We start from the raw sequence: 24379 nt of genomic DNA, 5'->3' as shown, positions 1-24379 counted from the left end.
TCTTTGGGTTTTTTTAATTTTGCACCAAATTGTCCTCAAGGTGCAATTCTAAACAAGTTGAATTATAAGAAATGATAGCAGTAACTTTACCTGACGGTAGTATAAGAGAGTATGAAAACGGAACATCCGCATTAGATGTTGCCCGTAGCATCAGTGAAGGATTAGCAAGAAATGTCCTCGCAGCTGAAATTAATGGAGAAGTGGTAGATGCCATGCGTCCTATTGAAAACGATGTAAATCTTTCATTACTCACCTGGAACGATGCAGGAGGTAAAAGCACAATGTGGCATAGTTCGGCTCACCTTATGGCCGAGGCAATTGAAGATCTTTATCCCGGAACGAAGCTTGCAATTGGACCGCCAATTGAGAATGGATTTTATTACGATATTGATTTAGGTGAACATCATATCACTGATGCTGATTTGCCCAAAATTGAGAAGAAAATGACGGAGTTAGCGCGTCAAAAAAATGAATATGTTCGTCAAGAAATATCAAAAGCCGATGCTATTGCCTATTTCAAAGAAAAAGGCGATGAGTATAAATTGGAATTACTTGAAGACCTTGAAGATGGAACGATTACCTTTTATACACAAGGAAACTTCACAGACTTATGTAGAGGTCCTCACATTCCTAACACAGGATTTATAAAAGCCATCAAACTGACTTCTATTGCTGGTGCCTATTGGAAAGGCGATGAAAATCGTCAGCAGCTCACACGAATTTATGGTATCACATTTCCTAAAGCAAAAGAGCTTAAGGAATATTTAGAAATGATTGAAGAAGCAAAAAAACGTGATCACCGAAAACTAGGAAAAGAATTGGGACTTTTCACTTTTTCTCAACGTGTTGGTCAAGGATTGCCGTTATGGTTGCCAAAAGGTGCTGCGTTGCGTGAAAGATTGGAGAACTTTTTGAAACGAGCTCAACGACAAGCTGGTTATGAACCGGTAATCACTCCTCATATTGGACATAAGGACCTGTATGAAACTTCTGGTCACTATGCGAAATATGGAGAAGATTCTTTCCGACCAATCACAACTCCGCACGAGGGTGAAGAATTTTTGTTGAAGCCAATGAACTGTCCGCACCATTGTGAAATATTCAAAGCAAGTCCTAAATCGTACAAAGACTTACCTGTGCGCTATGCCGAGTTTGGTACCGTATACCGCTATGAACAAAGTGGTGAATTACATGGCTTAACGCGTGTTAGAGGTTTCACTCAAGATGACGCCCACTTGTTTTGTACTCCTGAACAAGTGAAGGATGAATTTAAAAAGGTAATCGATTTAGTACTTTACATTTTTAAAACGTTGAAGTTTGAAAACTTCCGAGCTCAAGTGTCTTTACGTGATCCTAATAATCCTGATAAATATATTGGTTCAGATGAAAATTGGGAAAAGGCGGAGAGAGCCATTATTGAAGCAACTGAAGAAAAAGGTTTAGATTCTGTCATTGAATATGGTGAAGCTGCATTCTATGGACCAAAGCTAGATTTCATGGTAAAAGATGCCTTGAATAGAGATTGGCAACTCGGCACCATTCAAGTTGATTATAACTTGCCTGAACGATTCGAATTAGAGTATACTGGTGCAGATAATGAAAAACACCGACCGGTAATGATACATCGTGCACCATTTGGTTCGATGGAACGATTTGTTGCCGTACTTATTGAGCATTGCGGAGGTAAATTCCCGTTATGGCTTACAACTGAACAAGTTGCGATATTACCAATTAGTGAAAAACACAATGAATACGCTGAAAAAGTTTTGAATTATCTAAATAATTCCGATATTCGCGGATTCGTTGATGATAGGAACGAGAAAATTGGTAAGAAAATTAGGGACAATGAGTTAAACAAAATCCCGTTCATGCTAATTGTTGGAGAGAAAGAAGAGGCTGAAAACGCCGTATCTGTGCGTAAGCAAGGAGACGGTGACACAGGTACAATTCCGATCGAAGAATTTGTTCAATTCATCAACAAGGAAATTGAAAAAGAATTACATTAATAATTACTAACCAATTTTTGGGAGGGCAAAACCATAGCTATTAAAAAGAAAAATAACAGAAGAAATTATAGACGGCGCGAAGAGCCGTATAGAATTAATGAGAAGATTACAGCACGTGAAGTGCGATTAGTTAGTGATGACGGAGCAGAAATTCTTTCCGTTAGAGATGCGATCGCAAAGGCACAGGAAGCTGAACTTGATTTAGTTGAGATTTCTCCAAATGCAAAGCCACCGGTTTGTAAAATTATTGACTATAAAAAATTCTTATTCGAACAAAAAAAGCGTCAGAAAGAATTAAAGTCAAAACAAACGAAGGTTGTTGTTAAGGAAATACGAATGGGTCCTAATACAGAGGAACATGACTTTAACTTTAAGTTGAATCATGCTAAAACTTTCTTACAAGAAGGTGCCAAAGTAAAGGCCTATGTATTCTTTAAAGGTAGAACGATTGTTTTTAAAGATCGTGGTGAAATTTTACTTTTAAAATTTGCTCAAGAGTTAGAAGAGTATGGTTCGTTAGAGCAAATGCCGAAGTTAGAAGGTAAGAAGATGATCATGATGATCAATCCTAAGAAAAAATAATACAATAAACAGGTAACCGATTGAATTCAGATTCAATCCTAAAAAAAAAGAAGATGCCTAAAATGAAAACAAAAGCCAGTGCTAAGAAGAGATTCAAAGTGACAGGTACTGGAAAAATTAAAAGAAAGCACGCTTTCAAAAGTCACATTTTGACTAAAAAGTCGAAAAAAAGAAAAGCTAAGTTGACTAAAGCTGGATTAGTTCACAAGTCAGACGAAGCAGCAATCAAAACACAATTGTGTATCTAATTCACCTCGGGTGATTAGAGGTTTATATTATTTACCCGGTGCCTAGTCCAAAAGGGTCCAATTAGTTGGAACACTATTCACCAAAAAATTTAAAATTATGCCTAGAGCTAAAAATGCAGTCGCTTCAAGAGCGAGAAGAAAATCAACAATGAAACTTGCCAAAGGTTATTTTGGCAGAAGAAAAAACGTTTGGACAGTTGCAAAAAATGCAGTTGAAAAAGGTTTAGTTTACGCTTACCAAGGTCGTAAACAAAAGAAAAGAACATTTAGAGCACTTTGGATTCAAAGAATTAACGCAGGTGCTAGACAACATGGAATGAGTTACTCTCAATTCATGGGGAAAGTAAATGCAAAAGGTTTACAATTAAACCGTAAAGTTTTAGCTGATTTAGCAATGAATCATCCTGAAGCTTTCAAAGCAATCGTTGACCAAGTTAAGTAAATTGAATTTATCCTGATTATTGTATTGACCGCAACGGAAATCCGTTGCGGTTTTTTTTTATATTTTCGTTACCGCTATTCAATATCCAAAATATGACACCCGAACAACGGAAAGCACATCTTGCAAACACGGCTGAACGCATAAAAAAAGCGAGAGAAGCTGAATTAATTAAAGAGAAGGAGTTTTATACCAAGATCACCTCAGGAACCTCATGGCTCTGGTTTAAAATTGGAACAGCCTTTTGTATCTTAATGGTAATATTGACAACTTACGACACCTTTTTTGATGGAGAAACTAAACCAATCAGTCAAAATGATTATAATTTTAACCGCGAATTATATGCGATCGGTTACCAATCAGTTTGGGTAGACGACAATCTTTTTATTGTTCCCATTGAAAGCATGATTGGAATGGACATGAATTCTTTCCAAGTTACCTACTCCCCTATTTTTGGTGACCCTAAATTTTTAAGCTTTGCGAGTTATTACGAAGACACCAAAACACCACTTGAAAAACGGATCCAGGTGGCTCAAAAACGAATCTCAATTTACGAATGGTTCCCACTTGCTCAAATCATGTTACTTTTACCACTTTTAGTTATTATCTTTAAGCGACAGAAAGCATGGTTTAATTTTGCACGAGTTGGATGTTTTATTCTCCTATTTCCTGGAAGCATTCTACTCCTTTTTACACTTATTTTATAACAATTGAATCACCTCAATAAATACTATAAAAAATTAGGCATAAGTCCTACACGTGATGAATCAGTAATTAAAAAGGCTTATCGAAAAAAAGCTTTAAAATATCATCCCGACAGAAACCCTTCTCCAACAGCTCAAGAAGAGTTTATTAAATTGACAGAAGCCTATGAAATATTGATTGGACTTCAAAGTTCTCCTCAGCCACAAAAAAGTCAACCCAAAACAGCTGAAGAAGTTAGAGCCGAAAAGATTAAAAAAGCGCAGGAAAGATACCATAAAATGCGCAATACCGAACAAAAAAAGGATGAAGCTTATTTCAATAAAATAACGACTGGCTTGACATGGAAGTTCTTTAAAATTTTGGCCATCTATACGGCCGTATTTTCAATTCTTCTTACCGCGGACTTCTTTTTAACAGGAGAAAAAAAAGCCATTCCAAAAATTGAAACTTATGGTTATTTACCAAAAGTGTTAGAGCTTGAGGGGGAACTATTTCAAATTCCTAGGGAAGAGTATTGGATAGGCTACTTTCCTCCTATTCAACTTAAATACTCTTATTTCTTTAAGGATTTAAAATCTGTCGAAGTATTAGATTTTCATCCAGATATTTACACGATGCAACGACCATCAGATCGGCGAAATAAGTATCGTCTATTTGAACAATTTGAGGCCACAGAATTTCACTCCTATGCTTCTGTTTACTATTTGTTTCCTTACTTTCAAATTATGCTCTTTTTGCCATTATTCATATTCTGGTACAAAAAACCCAATATTAATTTTGTTCTCGGAAGACTATTTAGCTTGTATGTCATTTTTCCAGTGGCCCTTATTCTTTCCATCTTTAATGGACGTTTACTGAGTTTGTTTGGATTATTGTAAAACTTAATATTTCAGGCAAACAAGAAGTGGAATTGATTTTAAAAACCTAAATTTACATTTATTCAAAAATTTAATAAATCCTACAGCAGAAACGAAGAAAACAAGTACTATGCGAGCAAAATTTTTAATTTTATTTTTACTTATCGTTCCAAATTTTATCGGTTTAGCAGCGGATAAAAAAGCATACGAAATTTACAATCACAAAGGAAAAAAAGTGGACTTCGACAAAGTCCTCAAAGCTACAACTGAGAAGCAATACGTGTTTTTTGGCGAATATCATAACAACCCAATAATTCATTGGCTTCAATTTGAATTAATGCGCGAACTACATGCTAATCACTCCAAACATTTTATGATTGGTGCAGAAATGTTTGAAGCAGACAATCAATTTATAATCGAAGAATACCTCAGTGACTTAATATCTGATAAGAATTTTCAGGATGAAGTCAGACTTTGGCCAAATTACAATACGGATTATAAACCTATTTTGGAGTATGCAAAAAAATACGGGATTGATTTTATCGCCACAAATATTCCACGTCGGTATGCTAATATGGTTTATAAAAAAGGCCTGAATTCATTGACTAGTTTAACTGACCTCGCAAAATCATACATTGCGCCATTGGATAAATTTGAATTTGACTCGACAATTACGTGTTATAAAGCGCTAATTGGATCGATGGGTGAACATAGTGGCGGCGATAGATTGGCAAAAGCTCAAGCCCTTAAAGACGCAACCATGGCACATTTTATTTTAAAAGCTACGAAAGATGACCCCAAAGCAGTTTTTATGCACTTAAACGGAGCATATCATTCAGATAACTACCAAGGCATTGTACATTATCTCAAAAAAGAAATTGAATCAGATAAAATCTTAACTATATCTTGTGTTGAGCAAAAGGACGTTAATCGGCTAGAAGAGCAAAATGAAAATATTGCAGATTTTATTATTTGTATACCTTCAACCATGACCAAAACCCACTAATGACGGCATTCGATAAAAATACAATTCCTTTAATGGAAGCTTTCTATACGATTCAAGGAGAAGGGTTTCATTCGGGTAGAGCGGCCTATTTCATTCGAACTGGGGGATGTGATGTAGGATGTGTTTGGTGTGATGTCAAAGAGAGTTGGGAAGCTGAAAACCATCCAAATACAACGATTAAAACAATACTTGATGGTGTAAAAGCTAGCAAAACAGATTTTGTTGTAATAACAGGAGGAGAGCCAACCATGTATGATCTCACCCCATTAACGAAAGCGTTGAAAGAAATTGGAATAGAAATTGCAATTGAAACTTCAGGAGCCTATCCCATTACAGGTGAAATTGATTGGATATGTTTATCGCCTAAGAAATTTAAATTTCCATTGGAAGAAAACTATGCTTTGGCAAACGAGTTAAAAATGATTATTTTCAACAAAAGTGATTTTAAGTGGGCAAACGAATTAGGAACCAAAGTCTCGAAAAGTTGTAAATTATACCTCCAACCTGAATGGGATAAGCAAGAAAAAATGTTACCCTTAATCATTGATTACGTTAAAGAAAATGTGCAATGGAATATTTCATTGCAAACGCATAAATATTTGAACATTCCTTAAATAAGACCATATGTATAAATTATCCATACTTTTTTTATCCCTTTTATTCTCGTGTGCAAGCTATACACAAGGAGGATCTTGGGGTACAAAAAATAAAAAAGCAATTAAACTTGTTGAACAAGGAATGGCTGCCGCGAATGAAATAGATTTTGTTACCGGTCTTCCAAACTATGGGGCGGCTATCCCCTACTTTGACAAAGCTATTGCGAAGGATGAAAACTTTATTGATGCATATATAATTAAAGCGGATTATGCGACGCGAATTGGAAAACATGACATGGCGATTACAGCCTATAAAAAAGCTATAGAAATTAACCCAGAAGCATCTTCAACGGGGTATATTTACTTTGACCTTTCTTTGTTAGAATGGAATTATGGTGCATATGCAGATGCACTTGTTCACGCTAAAAAATTCATCACCTATAAAAATGCTAATCCAGAAAGCGTTAAAGAAGCAATGTGGTTAATCAAAAACTGTGAATTTGCTGTTGAAGCAATTAAAAACCCTGTACCGTTTGACCCGAAAAATGTAGGTGCCGGTGTAAACTCTGAAGACCCTGAATATTTCCCGACACTTACCGTAGATGAAAAACAACTACTCTACACGAGAAGAGTTACAAGTTCTAACGGTTATCAGCAAGAGGACTTTTTTGTCAGCACGGACAAAAATGGTTACTGGAATACGGGAGAGCCTATGCCACCTAACATTAACACGTTTAATAACGAAGGTGCTCCAACATTTGCTCCAGATGGTCGCACTTTAATTTTTGTAGGTTGCATCGATCCACGTTATGGCTACGGAGAAGGCAGAAGAGGCTATGGTAGTTGTGATTTGTTTGTGACAGAAAAAGTTGGTGAAAAATGGCTTGACCCAATTAACCTGCCTGGAGCAGTGAATTCAAAACATTGGGAAACGCAACCTTCTTTGTCATCAGATGGAAAATCACTCTATTTTATTCGTGGAAATGTTAGAAGTAGTGGTGGTAGAAATAAAAGGAACGGCGACATTTATGTTTCTAAAAAACAAGCAGATGGGTTTTGGGGAATGCCAGAAAAATTGCCGGACAATATCAATACGCCAGACTCTGAATCTTCCGTGTTAATCCATCCCGATGGTAAAACACTTTATTTTGCTTCTAACGGACATGTCGGTATGGGGGGATATGATTTATATATGACTACACTACAACCAGACGGCTCTTGGAGTGACCCTAAAAATTTAGGTTACCCAATTAACACCTCAAATAACGAAAATTCCTTATTGGTATTTGCAAGCGGCGAAATTGCCATTTTTGGTTCAGATCGAGAAGGCGGTTTTGGAGATTTAGATTTGTATTCTTTTGAGATGCCTAAATCAATCCGCCCAACACGAACAATTTATATGACCGGAACTGTATTTGACGATAAAACTGACAAAAAATTAGAGGCTGAATTTAGTCTGATTGACTTAGAAACTGACACGGAAGTAATTCGCTCTTACTCCGATCGTGTAAACGGGGCTTTCTTAGTAACCTTACCAATAAATAGAGACTATGCCTTAATTGTAAATAAAGACGGTTATAACCCTTACTCTGTCCATTTTAATTTAAGAGTTCCTGAAAATTCAAACGAACCTTATCACCGCGATGTTCCTCTTGTACCTATTGAATCCGATGCGCCTGTAGAATTAGCCAATGTTTTCTTCGATTTAGGTTCACATGTACTGCGAAAAGAATCATTTGTGGAATTAAACAAGTTTGTTGACTTTTTAAATAAATACCCAAAAATTAATGTTGAATTACAAGGACATACTGATGCCCAAGGTGACGACGAAAGTAATATGACACTCTCTGACAATCGAGCAAAATCAGTACGAACCTACCTTATAAGCAAAGGAATTTCCGCCGAACGATTAACAGCTAAAGGATATGGCGAAACCCAACCAAATACCATTACCACTGCCGAAGGAAAGAAGGTAAGATTAACGGAGGAGTATATTAACGGGTTACCAGAAAATGAACAAAAAGCGGCCCACCAACTTAATCGTCGAACAATGTATAAAGTGATAAAATAAAGGGGCAATATTCAACCGACTATTTTTATACTTTCACCTGTGATAAATGACCTGTGTTTTTAACCACTTGTTCATTGTTGCTATACGGATTAGAACGCCATACAATCGAACAAATAGTATCAATAGTTCCATACTATACTGTGAGAGGCAATATTCTTATACCATCACCGTTAACAAATCGAAATAATAAATAATTAACCCATTATGAAACAGATCTTTTTTTCTTTTCGTTTAATAAAACTGTCTATCATCACCTTGCTATTGCTACCATTAATTACAGGTTGTGCAAAAGAGAAGATTAAACCTCGGTGGAAAACCATCAAAATAGAAAAAGACCTAGAATCACTGAATAGTAGTATTGTCAGTAAAGTTTATATTACAGATGAAAATGATTTTTTTGCGATTGTCGGGTCTGGTTATCATGAATACTATACCTCCATTTATCAATCTACCGATCAGGGTGAAACTTGGAAAAATATAATGACGGATGGCGGAGCTTTTGGTTTCTTGTACAGTTCATTTTATTATGATGGTACAAATTTATATGTTGCTGGTAGTGGGACAATTGGCAGTAGACTCTTCATGTATGATGGATCTGAAATTACCCAGTATGAATCACCTTCAGACGTATTTCTATCGGAAAATACAAGTTTGCAATTCCTAACAGAGTCAACAGGTTATATCGCTGGGAAAGGTTTTGCTAAAACAACTGATGGAGGAATAACTTGGAGCGAACAATTTATTGAAGAACAAATGCAGGGCCTTTATTTTTCAGATGTAGAGAATGGAATGCTGCTAAGCAGTAACACACTTTTGAGCACTTTAAATGGTGGCAATGATTGGGACACTCTTTTTTCTGGGGATAGCTTTAACACGCTATACATGTTAAACGATTTGGAAGGTGTTATTGGAGGCAGTAAAATTTGGCTTACCGAAGATGGAGGAGCAACTTGGAATGAGGTCTATGATAGTCCGGTTATTGATGTTTGTTTAAACGAGGAGGGATACATCTACGCCGTATTAGAAAATCATGAAATTAGAAGGAGTATAAATAAAGGCAGTGATTGGAGTAAAACTTCAACTAAGAAAAGTGGTTTTATGTCTGTGGCCTCTAATCGTGATTATACAATTGCAGGAATAAAAGATACCTTTGATAAAAAAGGAAAACATGTTATCATGCTCTTAAAAAACTAACTGAACATCTTTAAAATAGTTCACTTCAAACGAATAGAATAATTAAAATAACATTACCACCACACGATAAATATCGCGTGGTGGATAATTTAATCTCACGCAGATAAGGGGCTAAATCGAACTTATTAAGTACATCACTCTACAACAATCTTCACAACTTCGTTTAATCCATTTTCAAAGTTTAAGTCGACAAAATATACTCCTGGTTTCACTGACAAATCAAAACTAATGCTAGTTGAAGTTTCATACTCTCCCCCAAGTATTTTTTGCCCAACAAGGTTATAAATACTAATATCGACTATACCGTTATACCCTCCAAATTCTAAATAAAATTCGCCTGGACTAGGATTAGGATAAATTTGAACACTCGCGAAAGAACTGGATTCAGAAACACCAACCGTTGATATCGTTTCGGCTAAAAAAGGACGATGAATTTCCAGTACATTTCTCATAACATCAGCTTGTCCAAGCGTAAAAGAATTTTGACAATTTCCATTGGAATAATCCATGTAATTTTCAACCATATTCGGCAAATCTAGTCCTCCAATATCATCTGTACAAGAATTTAGAAAATGATTACAAGCCCATGCACTTGAAGCATTGCTTTTTGGCGTGTCTGAAATATAGTCATCCATTGGACAGGCTCCATCACCCCAAATATGTCGTAGTCCTAAATAATGTCCAACCTCATGAACCAGAATTTTACCCGATTTTGTTGCGGCATTATATCCGGCATAGGGAGCTGGTAAATTATTCGGATTATTACTACCCACATTTACATAGTGAATTAAGACACCTTGTTCGAAATCGGCCAATTCCTCAACCAATTCAGCAGGCCAATTTTCGTGATCTAGTGGAGGTGTTGCCAGTGCAAAAAACACTATTTCTTCAAAATCATCAAATTCGGGCTCAAAAATACGCAAATCCCCCATCCAAATATTGAGATAGGCATCAGTATCCCAAGCATCATTTCCACCCAAATCTGATCGGGTAAGTCGAAATAAATTATAATAAAGACTATCGTTCACCCATTCGCTAATCTCTTCTGTCTCTCCTGGTCCGTACGGTAATATTCCACCAAAATGGGTAATCTCTGTACTTGTTCTTGTTATGCCTATTGTTGGATCGCCTGATGGGTCAATATCTGCCATAACAAATTCTATTTTAGTGTCGCCCACCAACTCTAAAAATTCAGCCCGCGTATCGGCCGCATCCTCATTTCCTCTCCTGAAACATTCATTTAAAACCTGTAACTGATTAAAAATGACTGAATCTGGTATGTTCTCATCCTCCTCGTTATAAACCACATGAAAGACAACAGGAATGATGAAAAGATCATCGAATGAGCGATTCGACTTTTGAACTTCAATTATCCGCGTAACATCTTCTAATAAACGATTCGACAAATCAAGGTAATTATTAGCAGGCGTATTCCAATTTTTCATCAATTCGTAGCTCCCACATTGAGGATATTCGGTTGACAACTCTACAGATTCGCGAACTTGACTTACCAATCCAGTTTGAGCATTTAAAGACATAACGCTCAATAATAAGAGTATTAAAATAAGCAATTTACTTTTCAGGTTCATTTCTTTTAAAATTTAGAATTAAAATCCAAAATTAAATGAAGTAAAATCCTAAAAATTGGAGATTTGGGACATTATAAAAAAATTATTTGAATGTCCAGTAAGTATCTTGACTACCAATATTTGAGAGGTCTTTAAAGAAAGACTTTGGGTTAAATCCGGTCAATTTTTTAAAATTATGAATAAAATCAGATTGATCATAATAAGACGTATCGTGGGCCAATTTTGTGAGCGATGAACGATTTCCAACCTCTTGAAATACCGTTATCGATTTTCTGAATTGGACAAGTTTGATGTAATCTATAACAGAACAGGTTTGATGTTTCCTAAAAAGTCGTAATAACATCTTTCGATTAACCTTCAATTCACGTGACAATTCATCCACCGTATACTTTTTATTTTTGTTTAGTAAAAGATCCATCGCCTCTATCATCTTTTCATTTTTAAAACCATTGTAAACAGAGAGAAAATATTCATCCAACAACGTCACTTTTTCTTCCATGCAATCTGTCGCATAAACCTTGTCTAGACTTGCTACCATCGTCTCTTTAAAATAATTAAAATTTACTGTAATGGGCTGAACAATTAAGTCTGCTAAATCGCACTGTATAAAATGGTTTAGACCTAAGGGTTGAAAAACTACTCCAATTTTATTGAATTTTCCATGTATTTCAGCTTTAGCCGCGTGATTTATCAATTTCGCATAACCAAAACTATACCCATTTTTAGCTGGTTTGCTAATTGTACTGTAGGTATTTTGTAATTGAACATTTGAGTCCTTATAAATTGTTAAAGCATTTTTATAGTGAGGATAGTATAAAAACGACCGCATATTTTGATCATCATCAGACTGATGAAAATAATAGTAGGCAATCTGTTCTCGGAGAATTGCCGAATGTGGTTCTACAGATTGAAATAATTTATCCATGATTTTTCTTAAACGTTACATCACTAAGAAAATTGCAAATATTCTGTTTGGTATGGTGTGAATTTTTATAGTATCATGAGTCAGTATAAGATTTCCGCGTACCTCTTCATTGTTCTTAATTTGTATTTTACAAATCTATTGCTTTTTACATCCCTAATTTAAAAACGCTGTTTCGAATTTACAATTTGTATATTTGCCTTTATAAAATTGATTTTTCTGAATGCAAAAAGTCTATCAATTCTTTCGCCTTATTCGATTCTCCAATATATTGGTGATGGTATTGACAATGACCTTGTTCTATGGTTTATTATCAAATTTTCATCGCCATCGGCAATATATCCTTTCTGATGTTAATGAGCCATTTGAACTAGTGGAATATAGCTTTATTGAGCGACTTGGTTTATTGGATTTCAATTTCATTCTACTTATACTTTCCGTTATTCTTGTGGCTTCAAGTGGCAACATTATAAATGACTATTTTGATCAAAAAGCGGATCGTGTAAATAAACCTAACCGAATTATCATCGATAAATACATCAAAAGAAGATGGGCGATAATATTAAACTGGACTTTTAACGGAATAGGTTTTTTAATTGCACTGTTTTTATCCTACACATTAGATAATTGGTGGATTTCTTTAATTTCATTTTTAAGCATAAATCTACTCTATTTTTATTCGGCCATTTATAAACGTAAATTTTTAGTTGGGAATTTAATCGTGGCTTTCTTAACGGCTCTCGTTCCACTTTACGTCTTTGTTTATGCGGCGTTTTCAAACTTTCCAGACCATTCACCGTTCGGTTCTAACGCAACCATTTTTTTAGAACATAATTTAAAAGCCCTAACTATTTATGCTGGATATGCCTTTCTTTTTAATATTATTCGAGAAATTATTAAGGATATAGCTGATGTTAAAGGCGATTTACTTTTAAAAAGTCAAACCTTGCCTATTCGATTTGGACTAAAAAAAACTAAAACGGTACTTTTATTACTGTATATAGTAGGAATTACACCGTTACTTTACTTTATATATTCGCATACTTCAGTGTCAGATGAGATTTTTCTTTGGGTGAGATTAAGAGTTTTCATTTATTTATTAATTGCCGTTGTCGTTCTGACCCTTATTTCAATGATTTTATTAATCCTTCATAATAAGCGTAAATACTATTTAGCATCTTCCAACTTTTTAAAGTTTGCCATGCTATTTGGAGTTATTTCCGCGCTATTTTACACATAATATGTTAAACAATCTAAAAGGTAAAAACATCATCTTGGCTTCTAATTCACCCAGGAGGCATGAACTATTAAAAGGGTTAGATTTAGATTTTACTGTTTTAACTCGACCTGTGGATGAAATCTACCCAGATGATTTAGCTTTAGAAGATATACCTGAATTTTTAGCAGTAAAGAAAGCAAACGCCTATCAGGACTTGATAGATGAAAATACAATTGTAATAACATCAGACACGGTTGTCATCAATGAAGATGAAGTATTAGAAAAGCCTCAAGATGCAGGCGATGCTGCCCGAATGTTGAAAGCAATGTCAGGCAAACAACATCTCGTGGTAACCGGGGTATGCATATTGACAGCTGAAAAGATTCACCATTTTGCTGACCATACCAAAGTGAAATTCACGACCTTAAACGATTCAGAAATTGACTATTATGTAGCAAAATATAAGCCCTATGATAAAGCCGGGGCCTATGGAGTTCAGGAGTGGATTGGCTACGTAGGAATCGAACGGTTAAACGGTTCATATTATACAGTAATGGGACTTCCTGTTCACAAATTGTATAAAGCTTTAAAAGAATTAAATTAAGGAGTTAAAGGGAGTTTAACTTTCAAAAAATATCGAAAAAAGCCGTATTTTTGTACCCTAATTAATTCAGATTAATGAAGTACAATTTAAGTGAAATAACGGATCTAATTAAAGACCGACGCACAATATATCCTGAGCAATATTCCGATAGAAAGATACATAAAGAACAAGTAGAAGTATTACTTAACAATGCTATTTGGGCTCCAACACATGGATTAACGCAGCCTTGGCAGTTCAAGGTATTTCTAGAAGAAGGGCGTAAAAAACTATCCGATTTTTTATCCAACCATTACAAATCTAACACGGCTGAAGCAGACTTTGTTGAAGCAAAGTTCAACAAATTAAAGGAACGGCCAATGATGGCTGGGGCAGTAATCGCGGTATCATTAAAAAGAGATCCCGAAAGTAGAATTCCTGAAATTGAGGAAATAGAAGCTGTTGCCTGTGCCATTCAAAACATGTATTTAACGGCAACCGCATGGGGATTAGGTTCTTTTTGGGCAACACCTAAACTGATTTATACACCTGAAATGAATGAATTTTTAGGAATAGCCGAACACGAAAAATGTTTAGGTTTATTTTTTGTTGGCTACCCAAAAGCGGAGATGGAGTGGCCTCGAAGCCGTCGTAAACCAATAGAATATTTCACAGAATGGGTAAACGAATAGGAGCGTTAGGATTAGTAAATTATACGACTCATCCTACCAATAAACAATACAAGGTGTACAGTTTTGAGCAAATGGCGAAAGCAGATTTGTTTGAGAAAGGTTTAATTGAAGGCAAACTGTGGTATGAAAGAGATGAGGAAGAGCATCAAGGTGAAATCTTGCATCTTTTTGCTGTCCGCGATCAAGATTTTGAGCGAGTTCAACGCGTAAATTTTATGGTATCAGCTGCCACGCGAAAAAATATTATTCCCAATGCCTTTCTGCGTTATTTATTACTATTCTTTGTATTCGGTGCAATAATTTTTGCGCTTATCGGTTATGTTAAAGGCTAGTTTTCAGGAATTAGACTTGTAGATGAATCCAATACTTTTGTTCCTTTTTCAGTTGATTAGTAAAGTTTTAAAACTAAATTTGTTCTTGATATGCGTTTGAATTTTAACCTGATATTTTTTCTTGTTTTTGGCTTTCTTGTAAATGGCCATGCTCAGAAAGGTATCACTACCTTTGGTCTAAATTACAAACCGATTATCCCAAATCGCATCATTGGCACTTACGATGTCCCATTCAATGATGGGAGTTTCCGTTCTTCAATGCAACAACGTGTTGGTAATTCGTTAGGAATGATCATACGTCAAGGATTAACAAAAAACATTAGTCTTGAAACTGGTATCTCCTTTACGCAAAGAAACTTTAATTTAAATTTTAGTGTGGATGATACGGTATCTTACTCCAATAACGGCAAGGTGCGCTTTGTTGCTTATGAAATCCCGGTCAAATGTCTCGTGTTTATCAGATTAGGTAAACAGCTTTATATGAATAATTCAATTGGTGCGAGTTTTAATTATTTTCCGTCAGATGTAAGTGTCGATTTTCCCATTAAAAGCAATGAATACTTTTCGCTTGAAGGAGCAAGATTAAATCGTGTGCAAGGTGCAATGCTGGCAGACATTGGATTTGAGTATAGGACGAAAAGAAACGGTTATTTCTATTTTGGTGGTGCCTTTAACCTTCCCTTTACTTCTATTGTTACTTTTGCCATGGCTTATGAATATACGCCTCATGAAATTGTCGTTCGTGAAAATGTAAGAGGATCTTATCTTACGGTTGATTTACGTTACTATTTTAACGAAAAACCCCGGGTGGAACAAAAGCGAAAATAATCTTAAAAAATCAAAAAAAGTAAATTTTAATGTTCTGAATTAGAATATCCTATTAACTTTGTTTTTCAAAGCACTTTTAATATGAATGATAAAAATCCAATTGAAGATCTAAAAGCCATTCGTAAAATGATGGAAAGTTCCTCGAAATTCTTATCCTTAAGTGGGCTTTCGGGAATATTTGCCGGTCTTACCGCAATAGTAGGTGCCTATTTTGCGCATTTAGAGATTAAACATTGGAATTTATTAATGCCGCATTATTACCTTCAAGGTCGTGGCCAAGAAGGGTATGAAACATTAAGTTTACGTTTACTACTTATCGCATTAATTATTCTGGTTATTGCGCTTAGTTTTGGTGTATTTTTTACCTGGTTAAAAGCTAGGAAGCTAGACAAAAGTATTTGGACTCCTCTATCGATGAGATTAGTGATTAGCATCATGATACCCCTTGGTTTTGGAGGGATGTTTTGTATTGGATTATATGTTCAAGGCTATCCAGAACTTATAGCGCCCGCAATGCTTATATTTTACGGATTTTCTCTATTAAACGGCTCAAAATATGTACACAACGATATTAAATTCCTTGCCCTTTGCGAAATGGCGCTAGGAGTAATATCTTTGCTGGATTTGAACAAAGGAATTATGTATTGGACCATAGGATTTGGGATATTACATATTTTTTATGGCGCGATAATGTACTTTAAATACGATAGAAAATAAGATAGGTTTGAGTTCGATTGACGGGTTAAATAAAGCTTTTGATAGCCGTGTACGGTTAGGAATTATGTCTATGCTCATGGTCAATGATTGGCTCGACTATAAAACCATAAAAGCAGAACTCAATTTAACCGATGGCAACCTTGCAAGCCATATAGCGGGACTGGAAAAATTGGAGTATATCATGGTTCGAAAAAGGTTTGTTGGTAAAAAAACAAATACGAGCTATCGAATTACAAAACCTGGAAAACAGGCATTTAAATCACATATCAATGCGCTTGAAAATCTAATCAATAAAATATGAAAAGAACTGATTTTATCCCTTATCTCATCAAAAACATTCGCTTCTATATAACTAACCGAATAAGAAAGAACTGGGTGTAAATTTTTTTAACTATTTACTTTGAAATTCAAAGCACTTTTAAAAACATATAATATGAAAACAAAAAGAATCATTTTAATCATCTTCGCATTTGTTACCACACTACTCCTTTACCATCAATACTGGGGATTAAATGCTTTAATTATCGCGTTTGGTATAGTAACAGCAATAATTATTAGCCAAACTAAAATAGAATTAGAACAAAAAATCAAATCAACCAATTGGTGGCTTGCTTTAGGACTTGTAATTGGCAACGGTTTTGCATCATTCTACATACATAATCAGTTTTGCGAAACTTTATTCTTTATAAGTCTACTCTATTTTAGTGCTGTAAATTCATACATCAATCATTCCTTAATAATTGGCATTCCTCAAGGAATCTATAGTCAATTTAAAGGTATTTTACGCATAACGGAAAAATTGGGGTTACTTTTCCAAAAGAAAGAGAATACGACCTCGCCTAGAATCGGGGTTAAAATTCTTATCTATTTAATTCCTTTATTAATCGCTTTATTATTTTTAAAGCTCTATCAAGCCGCTGACCCAACATTCTATAAATGGACAAAATTCATTAATCTAGACTGGGTTTCTGCCGAATTTCTTTTTTTGTTACTCGTCGTATTTTTCGTTTCATATGGTTTATTAAATTTTAATCGGTCAAAACATTTAACCGTTCTTGACGAGGATTGCACAAACCACGTTCCAATTAACTACGCTGACAAAGCGCAAACCTTTTTTGGTTTAAGCAACGAGGTTCAGATTGCTCGATCAACACTCATTATTCTCACACTACTCCTCCTTTTGTACAATTCCATTGATCTTATTTTTATCTTCTCGGAGGTCATACCTGGAAAAATAACAGGCTCCTATTCTGAGCTTATTCATAACGGCGTAGATGCTCTAATTTTCTCTATCGTCCTTGTAATACTCCTAATATCTTTCCTATTTCGCGGACAATTGAATTATAAAGGTCCAAAATATTTAAAATCTATCGCTTCCTTGTGGATGGTACTTAACCTTATAATGGTGGTAACAACATCCGTTAAAAACTATGAATATATTGCACATTGGGGACTTACTTATAAGCGCATAGGTGTTTTCATCTATTTATTTCTTGCATCTTGTGGATTAGTGTTTACCCTCATTAAAATTAATTATAACAAATCATTCTGGTATTTAGTTCGTCAAACAACCTTGAGTTTTTTTTGTTGTTTTACTCTTATGGGATTTATCAATTGGGATAAGCATATAGCCCAATATAACCTGAAATTACCCATTGAAGCCATCGACTTTAATTATTTGCATAAGCTCGGTAAAGATACTTACCCCTTATTGCTCGATTATTACATCATACATAAAAACCATGAGAAAATTAAATCCCAAAAAGGGCTTTGGAATACCATTTTTAATGATTTCGATTTTACCCGCAAGCAAATGAAAAACCACGCTGCTAGCACGAATTGGCCTTCACTTGTTTGGCGAGAACATCAACTTTTGAAAAAAATGAATACCTACAAGTTAATCTATAAAAAAAGGTTCAACCGTTATAGTTATTAAACATCCTCTATCTAAACATTAAAATAGAATCTATGATTTTCCTTGTCTTTTTTCATTTAGCTTTAACAGGTCTAATCTTCATCCTCTTATATCGCTCATTTAAAACAGACTACAGACTTCAAAACAGCTTCCAAGGCTATTATACACTCTTCGAAATCCTAATTAACGGACTCTTTATTCTTGGTTTTTTCTTCAGTTCAATAATTAAACTTAATGATTTAGAACATTTTAAAATCTTTCTTTTGCTTTCCGTTATTACCAACATTTCCTATTTAATGAGTAAGACAAACTTGAAAAAATTCATTAAACTGCACTTCGTATTCCTGGTCCTCATGGGAACCTTATTTTGGTGTAGTCTATTAATGGCCTATAAACTCGTTTTCTTGTTAAAATTTGGGGTTTTACCGTTCTTCGGATTATTAATATTAACGCCAATTATATTTGTCTTATTAACAGCTTCAGAAATACGTTTTCAACTTAGGCTGCAACCTGGTAATAATTTTATCCAAATAATTGCGTTAGGTCTTTTACCGCTCATAATTATTGATTTGATTGTTCGTAACCAGCATGCTTTTAAAACAAGCTTTTTCGATTTTTTTACACCGATTCAATTTTAACCTTGACTTATGCCTTTTACTTTTTGCCATCCGGCTATTATTTTACCACTAACTAAAATTTCAAAAAACAAAATCTCTGCAACTGGCCTTGTAATCGGCAGTATGGCTCCAGACTTTGAGTACTTCATTAAAATGAAAATGGAAAAAATTCATGGTCATACTTTCGAGGGGATACTCTACTTCACATTACCTTTAACCATATTGCTTTCCATAATTTACCATAAATTTGTTCGAGATCACCTCATTAATTCTCTTCCAGAATTTCTAAATCATAAGGTTTTATGTTATGTTGGTATTGACTGGTTTACCTGGTTAAAAAAGTATTGGTATGTACTGATATACTCTTCATTGATTGGTGTTTTGTCTCATTTACTTTGGGATAATTTTACGCACCCCCATACCTTTATGGTCAATCATATCCCGATTTTAAAGGGATGGATAAATGTATTTGGAGTAGTAATGAGTCGAACCGATTTTTTACAAGCATTAAGTACTCTTATAGGAGGAGTGATAATCCTGGCCACTTTAATCATCCCAAAACAAAATCAATACAACCACAAGCAATTTAAAACTAAAATTAAGTATTGGGCATTCATCTGTCTCATTACCATTATTATTCTTTTTGTCCGTAACATCCAATCACTCGGAGATTTTATTGCGACACTCATATCCGGTGGACTAATCGGACTCATTGTTACCCCTTACTTTCTTGAAAAACTAAAAATTTAAAGTGGCCGCATAAAACGGGCTGTTCGCTATAGTTACACCCTTTCCCCATTGTTCCATTAATTGTTTTATTAGGGGTTTCTTAGGTCACCCCAAAAAACAAAATTTCACAAATGGCGAATGGGCGCAAGCTGCCGCTTCCATCCCTTGCGGAACAATTTGAGCATGCAAAAAAACATAGCATCTATTTATTGTTACCTTTCCGACAATTGAACGGTTAAGGAAGGACAAAGGAATATTCAATTATTATACGGAGCGTAATTGTAAATGGTAATAGCTACCCATTTATTTTAAATTAAAAAAAAATTAATCTGCGGAATTAGCGAAAAAATAATACTGTTTTGCTAAAAAGGAATTTGGCATTTATTTTAAGATTTGTGAAACCTACAGTTTGTTTCAGGAGAATTGTAAAACGCCAATGCATCATTAATTAGAACATATATTTTGTACAACAAAAGAATGTACAAGTTTAATATCGAGTAAACAAAATGTTAATTATTTAACCACACTCTTATAATACCGTTAATATTCAAGTAATCTATTGATAATCAATATTTTTTATTTACATTAACTAAAATTTTCTAACCCAAACATTAATTTATGAACAAAATTTCTATAATTCTTATCATTTTAATAAGTTCTATTTTGAGCTTTGGACAAACAATTAAGCCTAAAGTTGCGTGGAGGTACCACGATATACAGGCTAGAATAACTAACAGTCCCATTGCTGTTCAACATATTGCAGATATAAAGGGGGCTACAAACTCTTTCGTAGATTCTGGGGAGGATTGGTGGTATGACATCCAAAACATTTATGAGGGTGGTGTACATGTTGGCTATATACTCTGTGGGTTTACAAGTTGGCAAAATATTTCTTTTGATGAATCAGAACTAGCAATAAACCCAGGATGTAGAATTAAGCCATTATCTAGTGTAGATTGTGACCGACCAATTGTTGACGATAGAGAGATTGGACCAAAAGTCACAACCGTTGGAAGGTATGATTTACAAGGTAATATGGTGTGGTGTAGAGCTCAGGTTCATGCCGAAGAAGGTGCAATGGCAATTACAACAACCAGTGATGGAGGCTCAATTTTTACAGGGTGGAGTGAGTCAACAAGAACATTATCTGGAGAGCCAATTTACTATAATCCGACCTCCAGTGATCCGGACACTGATGTCAATGACCATATTTCAGATTGTTTAGATTATCGTTTTAAAATGATTGTAGGAAAAGTTGATGCGAATGGTAACACAGAGTGGGTGCATGCTTATGGAAATGACTTGGGAATCCCTGAATTAGATGAAGAAATTTTGTCTACCTCTTCAATTGGGTATGATGTAATTGAAATTAAAGGCTCAGACCCGGTTCAATATAGAGTAGTTGGTAGATGTGAGGACATGACGATTCCACCTTCTGGAGGTGTTCGATACACAAAAGGATTTGTTGTTGATATAGATGAAGATGGTTTAATCTTGAATAAATCTTTGATAGGTAATGGCGCCGGGTACACGGATTTTCGAGAAATAATTCAAAGTAAGGATGATCTTGATGAATTTTACGTTACTGGATATGGCCAAGATAATACAACGAATGGGCTTGGAACAGGTCATGAGGCCATACTCATAAAAATTGATGAGAACCAAGTACAACAATCATTTGGAAATACAACTTGGAATGGAACAGATGCGTTTATTGAATCTCCAACAAGTAGCACTGAAAACAATGTAGGTTGGGATGTAAAGATGTTAGAAAATGGCAAAATTGTATGGGCTTATTTAGATAATGCCACAAATGGTTTAGGCGGTGGCTTTGAAAACTATGGAAATGCGAAAATTTTACTTATCGACCCTAGCGATGAATCATATACGACAATAGATATGGGTGCTGTAAACACTTATGGATTCAGTGAGTTTAGAGCATTTGATCTTAAAGTAGGTTTAACAGAAACACAAGATGGTGGATTCGCTTTATTATCCACTTATCGTACGTCTATTGCTGATGTTGATGCTGAACCTTATGTAACTTACTTAAATGATTTAGACAATCAAATTTCTGGGATTTCTTGTAGTTTTAATAGCAATACGTATAGAACCGATGCTTATGTTGCTAAATTTAATGAAAATGGAAATTTATTATGGGATAAATCTTTTGACGCTGACCCAGCTGGCTCAAGTCCATATCCAGGTGACATAAAAGAGCAAGAGTGTGTTTATAGAATTACAGAAGCAGATGACGGTAGTTTAGTTTTAACGGGAAATACAAGTCATAATTCTGACGATTATTACATTGCAAAATTACACAGTGACTGCCAAATCATAAAGTATACAAACAATGAGTTTGATTTGGATGGTTATACAGAACCAATTACAATAGATTATGATATTACTTGGACAGATGGAATTCCTGTTTCAGGTGATGTAGCTACTGTTGCAGGTAAGATTATTGTGAAAAATGGATCTACACTGACAATTGATGGTATGACTTTAAAGTTTGCAGATTCTCGTAAAATGAATTTTGAAACAAAACTAATTGTTGAACCTGGCGCTAAATTACGATTAATCAATGGAGCCAAGTTAACCTCTTATGACGAATGCGAAAATTCTATGTGGAGCGGTGTTGAAGTGCATGGGCTTAAAGGTGAACCCCAAACAGAGTTTTATCAGGGAGTTTTAGAAATGAATGATGCAACAATCGAAAATGCAATAATAGGTGTGTCAACCGTTGAACGCATTGACAATGTTAAACAAAGTTATTCTACAGGAGGAATTTTAAGAATTGAAAATTCTAATTTTGAGAATAACCTAATTGCCATAGAAATGAGACCATATCAAAATGTGGACGTATATGATAACATTATTGACAACGTATCTTTTATAAAAAAGTCTTCCTTTTTAATTGATGAAGAACTAAATGATCGAGAAATTGCGTACGTATCTCCACTTTATAATACGTTAAACGGTCATAGAAAAAGTTTTCAAAGGGCACACCAACAATTTGTATTACTGCATGGTATAAGAGGGGTTAAAATTGAAGGGTGTGATTTTGAAATTGATGAAACTTATGGCGAAAATATCGATAGAAAATGGAAAGGTTACGGTATACTTTCATGGGATTCAAGTTTTAAACTAAGAAAAAATCACCTATATGTGGGTGACCCAAGTCCAACACCAAATACTTTCTCTAACCTTGAAATTGGGGTTTATGCCAAGGCAATTACAACGGCAAATGACGTAATAGTAGATGGCTGTATTTTTGACAATAATCACTTTGGAGTTGCTTTTGAAGGTAAATCTGGGTTTAGTAAAATTATTAATAACGAATTTAATGTAGATGAACATGACCATCCTGCCGTTTATGGTTCTCCTTTTCAAAACGCAGCAGCTGGTGTTTACCTAGAAAATACAACTGGTTTTGCAATTGAAAATAATTCTTTTGATGGCATTGCTCAGAGCGTTACTGATGAGAATGCTGGTGTTTTTATTAAAAACTCTTCTGCTTTATTGGGATTTGGCGGGGAAATTTACCGCAATACATTTGAAAAATTTGATGTAACCTTACAATCTACAAATGATAATTCTTTACTCGCCGTTGATTGTAATGATTTTAAATTATTGTCTTACGTAAACCCAAAATGGACATGGCATAATGCAAATGGTGAGGTGATGAATCAAGGGTTTTGTCCTGAATTAGGTGATCCTGACCCCGAAGCACCACAAGCTAATAAATTCATTGGCACTTATTCCGGCACAAATTACCAGTTAAATAATGAAGGGCCTGCGTTTGAATACAACCATTACCCGGAGGCCGCCTACACGCCTACAAATTATGTAAATGTGGCTGTTGATGACTGTGATGGGGATCCTTTTCCAGGCAGTTCAACAGCTTGTCCGGCGCGCAGCGTTACCGAAGACATCGTTGGTTTTATTGCAGAAATTGATGATTTAGACGATGCCATAGCAGATGTTATTGCTGATATTGACAATGGAGACAACAGTCAGGAAACAGCTAACTTACTGACTTATTTGCAAAACGAAAAGTTACACGGCTTAAATTTAGCGGCAAGCTATTATGTAGACAGTGCTTATTTTGATGATGCTGTACAATTGTTGGAAAACCATTATACCATCAACGCCTCATCATTGCTATTACCCATTCTTGTAGAAACTGAAAACACTGCCAAATTAAACAATCACATTGACAGCATCAGAACTTTTGCCGACTTAAACCCAACTTCGCCAGAATCTGAAAATTTATACGCCATGGCAGATTTTTATGAATTGACTTATGAAATTCAGACACAAACGGGCGGTGTTGATTCAATAACAGCAGTGCAAGTTCAAGAGTTGACTGACATTGTAGAGGACAGCACTGTAATAGCAGTAAATGCCGCTAATTATTTAGCGCTATTGGACTTAAAAGAGGTTGAAACACTTTATTTAGAACCTTTACCGGGAGAGCAACAGTACAAACCTCAGGATAATAACCAAGGACAAGATAAAGAAGAGATAGTTGA

At 35.1% G+C, this 24379-nt stretch carries 23 protein-coding genes; 21 read left to right on the top strand and 2 right to left on the bottom strand.

Annotated elements, in window-relative coordinates; all coding sequences use genetic code 11:
* Nucleotides 1-71 precede the first annotated feature (71 nt).
* The 10 genes from thrS to A8143_RS14445 all read left to right on the top strand — a co-directional run bounded on the left by thrS (nt 72) and on the right by A8143_RS14445 (nt 9704).
* Nucleotides 72-2006: a threonine--tRNA ligase gene (gene thrS, locus A8143_RS14490; RefSeq protein WP_066759635.1), complete on the top strand. Its 1935-nt coding sequence runs from the start codon at nt 72-74 to the stop codon at nt 2004-2006.
* A gap of 93 nt (nt 2007-2099) precedes the next feature.
* Nucleotides 2100-2588: a translation initiation factor IF-3 gene (gene infC, locus A8143_RS14485; protein ID WP_217494817.1), complete on the top strand. Its 489-nt coding sequence runs from the start codon at nt 2100-2102 to the stop codon at nt 2586-2588.
* Between the two features lie 53 nt (nt 2589-2641).
* Nucleotides 2642-2836 (top strand): 50S ribosomal protein L35, encoded by a 195-nt coding sequence (gene rpmI / locus A8143_RS14480; protein ID WP_066759631.1) that lies wholly within the window; start codon nt 2642-2644, stop codon nt 2834-2836.
* A 97-nt stretch (nt 2837-2933) separates the two neighbouring features.
* A complete protein-coding gene (gene rplT, locus A8143_RS14475) occupies nt 2934-3278 on the top strand; it encodes a 50S ribosomal protein L20 (protein ID WP_066759628.1) in 345 nt (114 codons plus the stop codon).
* A gap of 92 nt (nt 3279-3370) precedes the next feature.
* Complete coding sequence (locus A8143_RS14470; RefSeq protein ID WP_066759627.1) at nt 3371-3982, top strand: hypothetical protein; 612 nt, start codon at nt 3371-3373, stop codon at nt 3980-3982.
* A 3-nt stretch (nt 3983-3985) separates the two neighbouring features.
* Complete coding sequence (locus tag A8143_RS14465; RefSeq protein WP_066759626.1) at nt 3986-4858, top strand: J domain-containing protein; 873 nt, start codon at nt 3986-3988, stop codon at nt 4856-4858.
* Nucleotides 4859-4967: 109 nt separating this feature from the next.
* Nucleotides 4968-5843, top strand: a complete 876-nt coding sequence (locus tag A8143_RS14460; protein WP_066759625.1) for a ChaN family lipoprotein — start codon at nt 4968-4970, stop codon at nt 5841-5843.
* A complete protein-coding gene (locus tag A8143_RS14455; protein WP_066759623.1) occupies nt 5843-6457 on the top strand; it encodes a 7-carboxy-7-deazaguanine synthase QueE in 615 nt (204 codons plus the stop codon). Before A8143_RS14460 ends, A8143_RS14455 begins: the two co-directional genes overlap by 1 nt.
* A gap of 10 nt (nt 6458-6467) precedes the next feature.
* A complete protein-coding gene (locus tag A8143_RS14450) occupies nt 6468-8510 on the top strand; it encodes an OmpA family protein (RefSeq protein ID WP_066759617.1) in 2043 nt (680 codons plus the stop codon).
* 204 nt (nt 8511-8714) lie between these two features.
* Nucleotides 8715-9704 carry a sialidase family protein gene (locus tag A8143_RS14445; protein ID WP_139134375.1) on the top strand — a complete coding sequence of 330 codons (990 nt, stop codon included), beginning with the start codon at nt 8715-8717 and terminating at the stop codon, nt 9702-9704.
* 134 nt (nt 9705-9838) lie between these two features.
* Here A8143_RS14445 and A8143_RS14440 read toward each other — a convergent pair whose 3' ends face one another.
* Nucleotides 9839-11293 carry a zinc-dependent metalloprotease gene (locus tag A8143_RS14440; protein WP_070138447.1) on the bottom strand — a complete coding sequence of 485 codons (1455 nt, stop codon included), beginning with the start codon at nt 11291-11293 and terminating at the stop codon, nt 9839-9841.
* Between the two features lie 82 nt (nt 11294-11375).
* Nucleotides 11376-12218, bottom strand: a complete 843-nt coding sequence (locus A8143_RS14435; protein ID WP_066759601.1) for a helix-turn-helix domain-containing protein — start codon at nt 12216-12218, stop codon at nt 11376-11378.
* A 220-nt stretch (nt 12219-12438) separates the two neighbouring features.
* Between A8143_RS14435 and A8143_RS14430 the strand changes: the two genes are divergently transcribed.
* From A8143_RS14430 to A8143_RS14380, 11 genes are all read left to right on the top strand, one after another.
* Nucleotides 12439-13455, top strand: coding sequence for a geranylgeranylglycerol-phosphate geranylgeranyltransferase (locus A8143_RS14430; protein WP_066759595.1), 1017 nt, complete (start codon nt 12439-12441; stop codon nt 13453-13455).
* Nucleotide 13456: 1 nt separating this feature from the next.
* Nucleotides 13457-14038, top strand: coding sequence for a Maf family nucleotide pyrophosphatase (locus A8143_RS14425; protein ID WP_066759593.1), 582 nt, complete (start codon nt 13457-13459; stop codon nt 14036-14038).
* A gap of 74 nt (nt 14039-14112) precedes the next feature.
* Nucleotides 14113-14706, top strand: coding sequence for a nitroreductase family protein (locus A8143_RS14420; RefSeq protein ID WP_066759591.1), 594 nt, complete (start codon nt 14113-14115; stop codon nt 14704-14706).
* Nucleotides 14691-15038, top strand: a complete 348-nt coding sequence (locus tag A8143_RS14415; RefSeq protein ID WP_066759589.1) for a hypothetical protein — start codon at nt 14691-14693, stop codon at nt 15036-15038. The genes A8143_RS14420 and A8143_RS14415 overlap by 16 nt, the downstream gene beginning before the upstream one ends.
* A 90-nt stretch (nt 15039-15128) precedes the next feature.
* On the top strand, nt 15129-15866 hold the full coding sequence (locus A8143_RS14410; RefSeq protein ID WP_066759587.1) for an outer membrane beta-barrel protein: 738 nt from the start codon (nt 15129-15131) through the stop codon (nt 15864-15866).
* An 81-nt stretch (nt 15867-15947) separates the two neighbouring features.
* On the top strand, nt 15948-16583 hold the full coding sequence (locus tag A8143_RS14405; RefSeq protein WP_066759585.1) for a hypothetical protein: 636 nt from the start codon (nt 15948-15950) through the stop codon (nt 16581-16583).
* Between the two features lie 7 nt (nt 16584-16590).
* Nucleotides 16591-16884, top strand: a complete 294-nt coding sequence (locus A8143_RS14400) for a winged helix-turn-helix domain-containing protein (protein ID WP_139134374.1) — start codon at nt 16591-16593, stop codon at nt 16882-16884.
* Nucleotides 16885-17016: 132 nt separating this feature from the next.
* Nucleotides 17017-18519: a DUF4153 domain-containing protein gene (locus A8143_RS14395; RefSeq protein ID WP_066759580.1), complete on the top strand. Its 1503-nt coding sequence runs from the start codon at nt 17017-17019 to the stop codon at nt 18517-18519.
* A 32-nt stretch (nt 18520-18551) separates the two neighbouring features.
* Nucleotides 18552-19136, top strand: a complete 585-nt coding sequence (locus A8143_RS17090) for a hypothetical protein (protein ID WP_175437555.1) — start codon at nt 18552-18554, stop codon at nt 19134-19136.
* A gap of 9 nt (nt 19137-19145) precedes the next feature.
* A complete protein-coding gene (locus A8143_RS14385; protein ID WP_066759576.1) occupies nt 19146-19865 on the top strand; it encodes a DUF4184 family protein in 720 nt (239 codons plus the stop codon).
* A gap of 597 nt (nt 19866-20462) precedes the next feature.
* On the top strand, nt 20463-24379 hold a 3917-nt coding region (locus tag A8143_RS14380; RefSeq protein WP_083261407.1), incomplete at its 3' end, for a right-handed parallel beta-helix repeat-containing protein.

Source organism: Crocinitomix algicola (genome assembly GCF_001661595.2).
Taxonomy (GTDB): domain Bacteria; phylum Bacteroidota; class Bacteroidia; order Flavobacteriales_D; family Crocinitomicaceae; genus Crocinitomix; species Crocinitomix algicola.
This window is presented reverse-complemented; position numbering and strand designations above follow the sequence as displayed.

Bases quoted from the DNA above. Each gene is read 5' to 3' on its own strand.
- A8143_RS14470 (WP_066759627.1), top strand. From the start codon at position 3,371: ATGACACCCGAACAACGGAAAGCACATCTTGCAAACACGGCTGAACGC.
- A8143_RS14440 (WP_070138447.1), bottom strand. From the start codon at position 11,293: ATGAACCTGAAAAGTAAATTGCTTATTTTAATACTCTTATTATTGAGC.
- A8143_RS14445 (WP_139134375.1), top strand. From the start codon at position 8,715: ATGAAACAGATCTTTTTTTCTTTTCGTTTAATAAAACTGTCTATCATC.
- rpmI (WP_066759631.1), top strand. From the start codon at position 2,642: ATGCCTAAAATGAAAACAAAAGCCAGTGCTAAGAAGAGATTCAAAGTG.
- A8143_RS14420 (WP_066759591.1), top strand. From the start codon at position 14,113: ATGAAGTACAATTTAAGTGAAATAACGGATCTAATTAAAGACCGACGC.
- rplT (WP_066759628.1), top strand. From the start codon at position 2,934: ATGCCTAGAGCTAAAAATGCAGTCGCTTCAAGAGCGAGAAGAAAATCA.
- A8143_RS14385 (WP_066759576.1), top strand. From the start codon at position 19,146: ATGCCTTTTACTTTTTGCCATCCGGCTATTATTTTACCACTAACTAAA.
- A8143_RS14430 (WP_066759595.1), top strand. From the start codon at position 12,439: ATGCAAAAAGTCTATCAATTCTTTCGCCTTATTCGATTCTCCAATATA.
- thrS (WP_066759635.1), top strand. From the start codon at position 72: ATGATAGCAGTAACTTTACCTGACGGTAGTATAAGAGAGTATGAAAAC.
- A8143_RS14460 (WP_066759625.1), top strand. From the start codon at position 4,968: ATGCGAGCAAAATTTTTAATTTTATTTTTACTTATCGTTCCAAATTTT.
- A8143_RS14455 (WP_066759623.1), top strand. From the start codon at position 5,843: ATGACGGCATTCGATAAAAATACAATTCCTTTAATGGAAGCTTTCTAT.
- A8143_RS14405 (WP_066759585.1), top strand. From the start codon at position 15,948: ATGAATGATAAAAATCCAATTGAAGATCTAAAAGCCATTCGTAAAATG.
- A8143_RS14425 (WP_066759593.1), top strand. From the start codon at position 13,457: ATGTTAAACAATCTAAAAGGTAAAAACATCATCTTGGCTTCTAATTCA.
- A8143_RS14435 (WP_066759601.1), bottom strand. From the start codon at position 12,218: ATGGATAAATTATTTCAATCTGTAGAACCACATTCGGCAATTCTCCGA.
- A8143_RS14410 (WP_066759587.1), top strand. From the start codon at position 15,129: ATGCGTTTGAATTTTAACCTGATATTTTTTCTTGTTTTTGGCTTTCTT.
- A8143_RS14395 (WP_066759580.1), top strand. From the start codon at position 17,017: ATGAAAACAAAAAGAATCATTTTAATCATCTTCGCATTTGTTACCACA.
- A8143_RS14415 (WP_066759589.1), top strand. From the start codon at position 14,691: ATGGGTAAACGAATAGGAGCGTTAGGATTAGTAAATTATACGACTCAT.
- A8143_RS14450 (WP_066759617.1), top strand. From the start codon at position 6,468: ATGTATAAATTATCCATACTTTTTTTATCCCTTTTATTCTCGTGTGCA.
- A8143_RS17090 (WP_175437555.1), top strand. From the start codon at position 18,552: ATGATTTTCCTTGTCTTTTTTCATTTAGCTTTAACAGGTCTAATCTTC.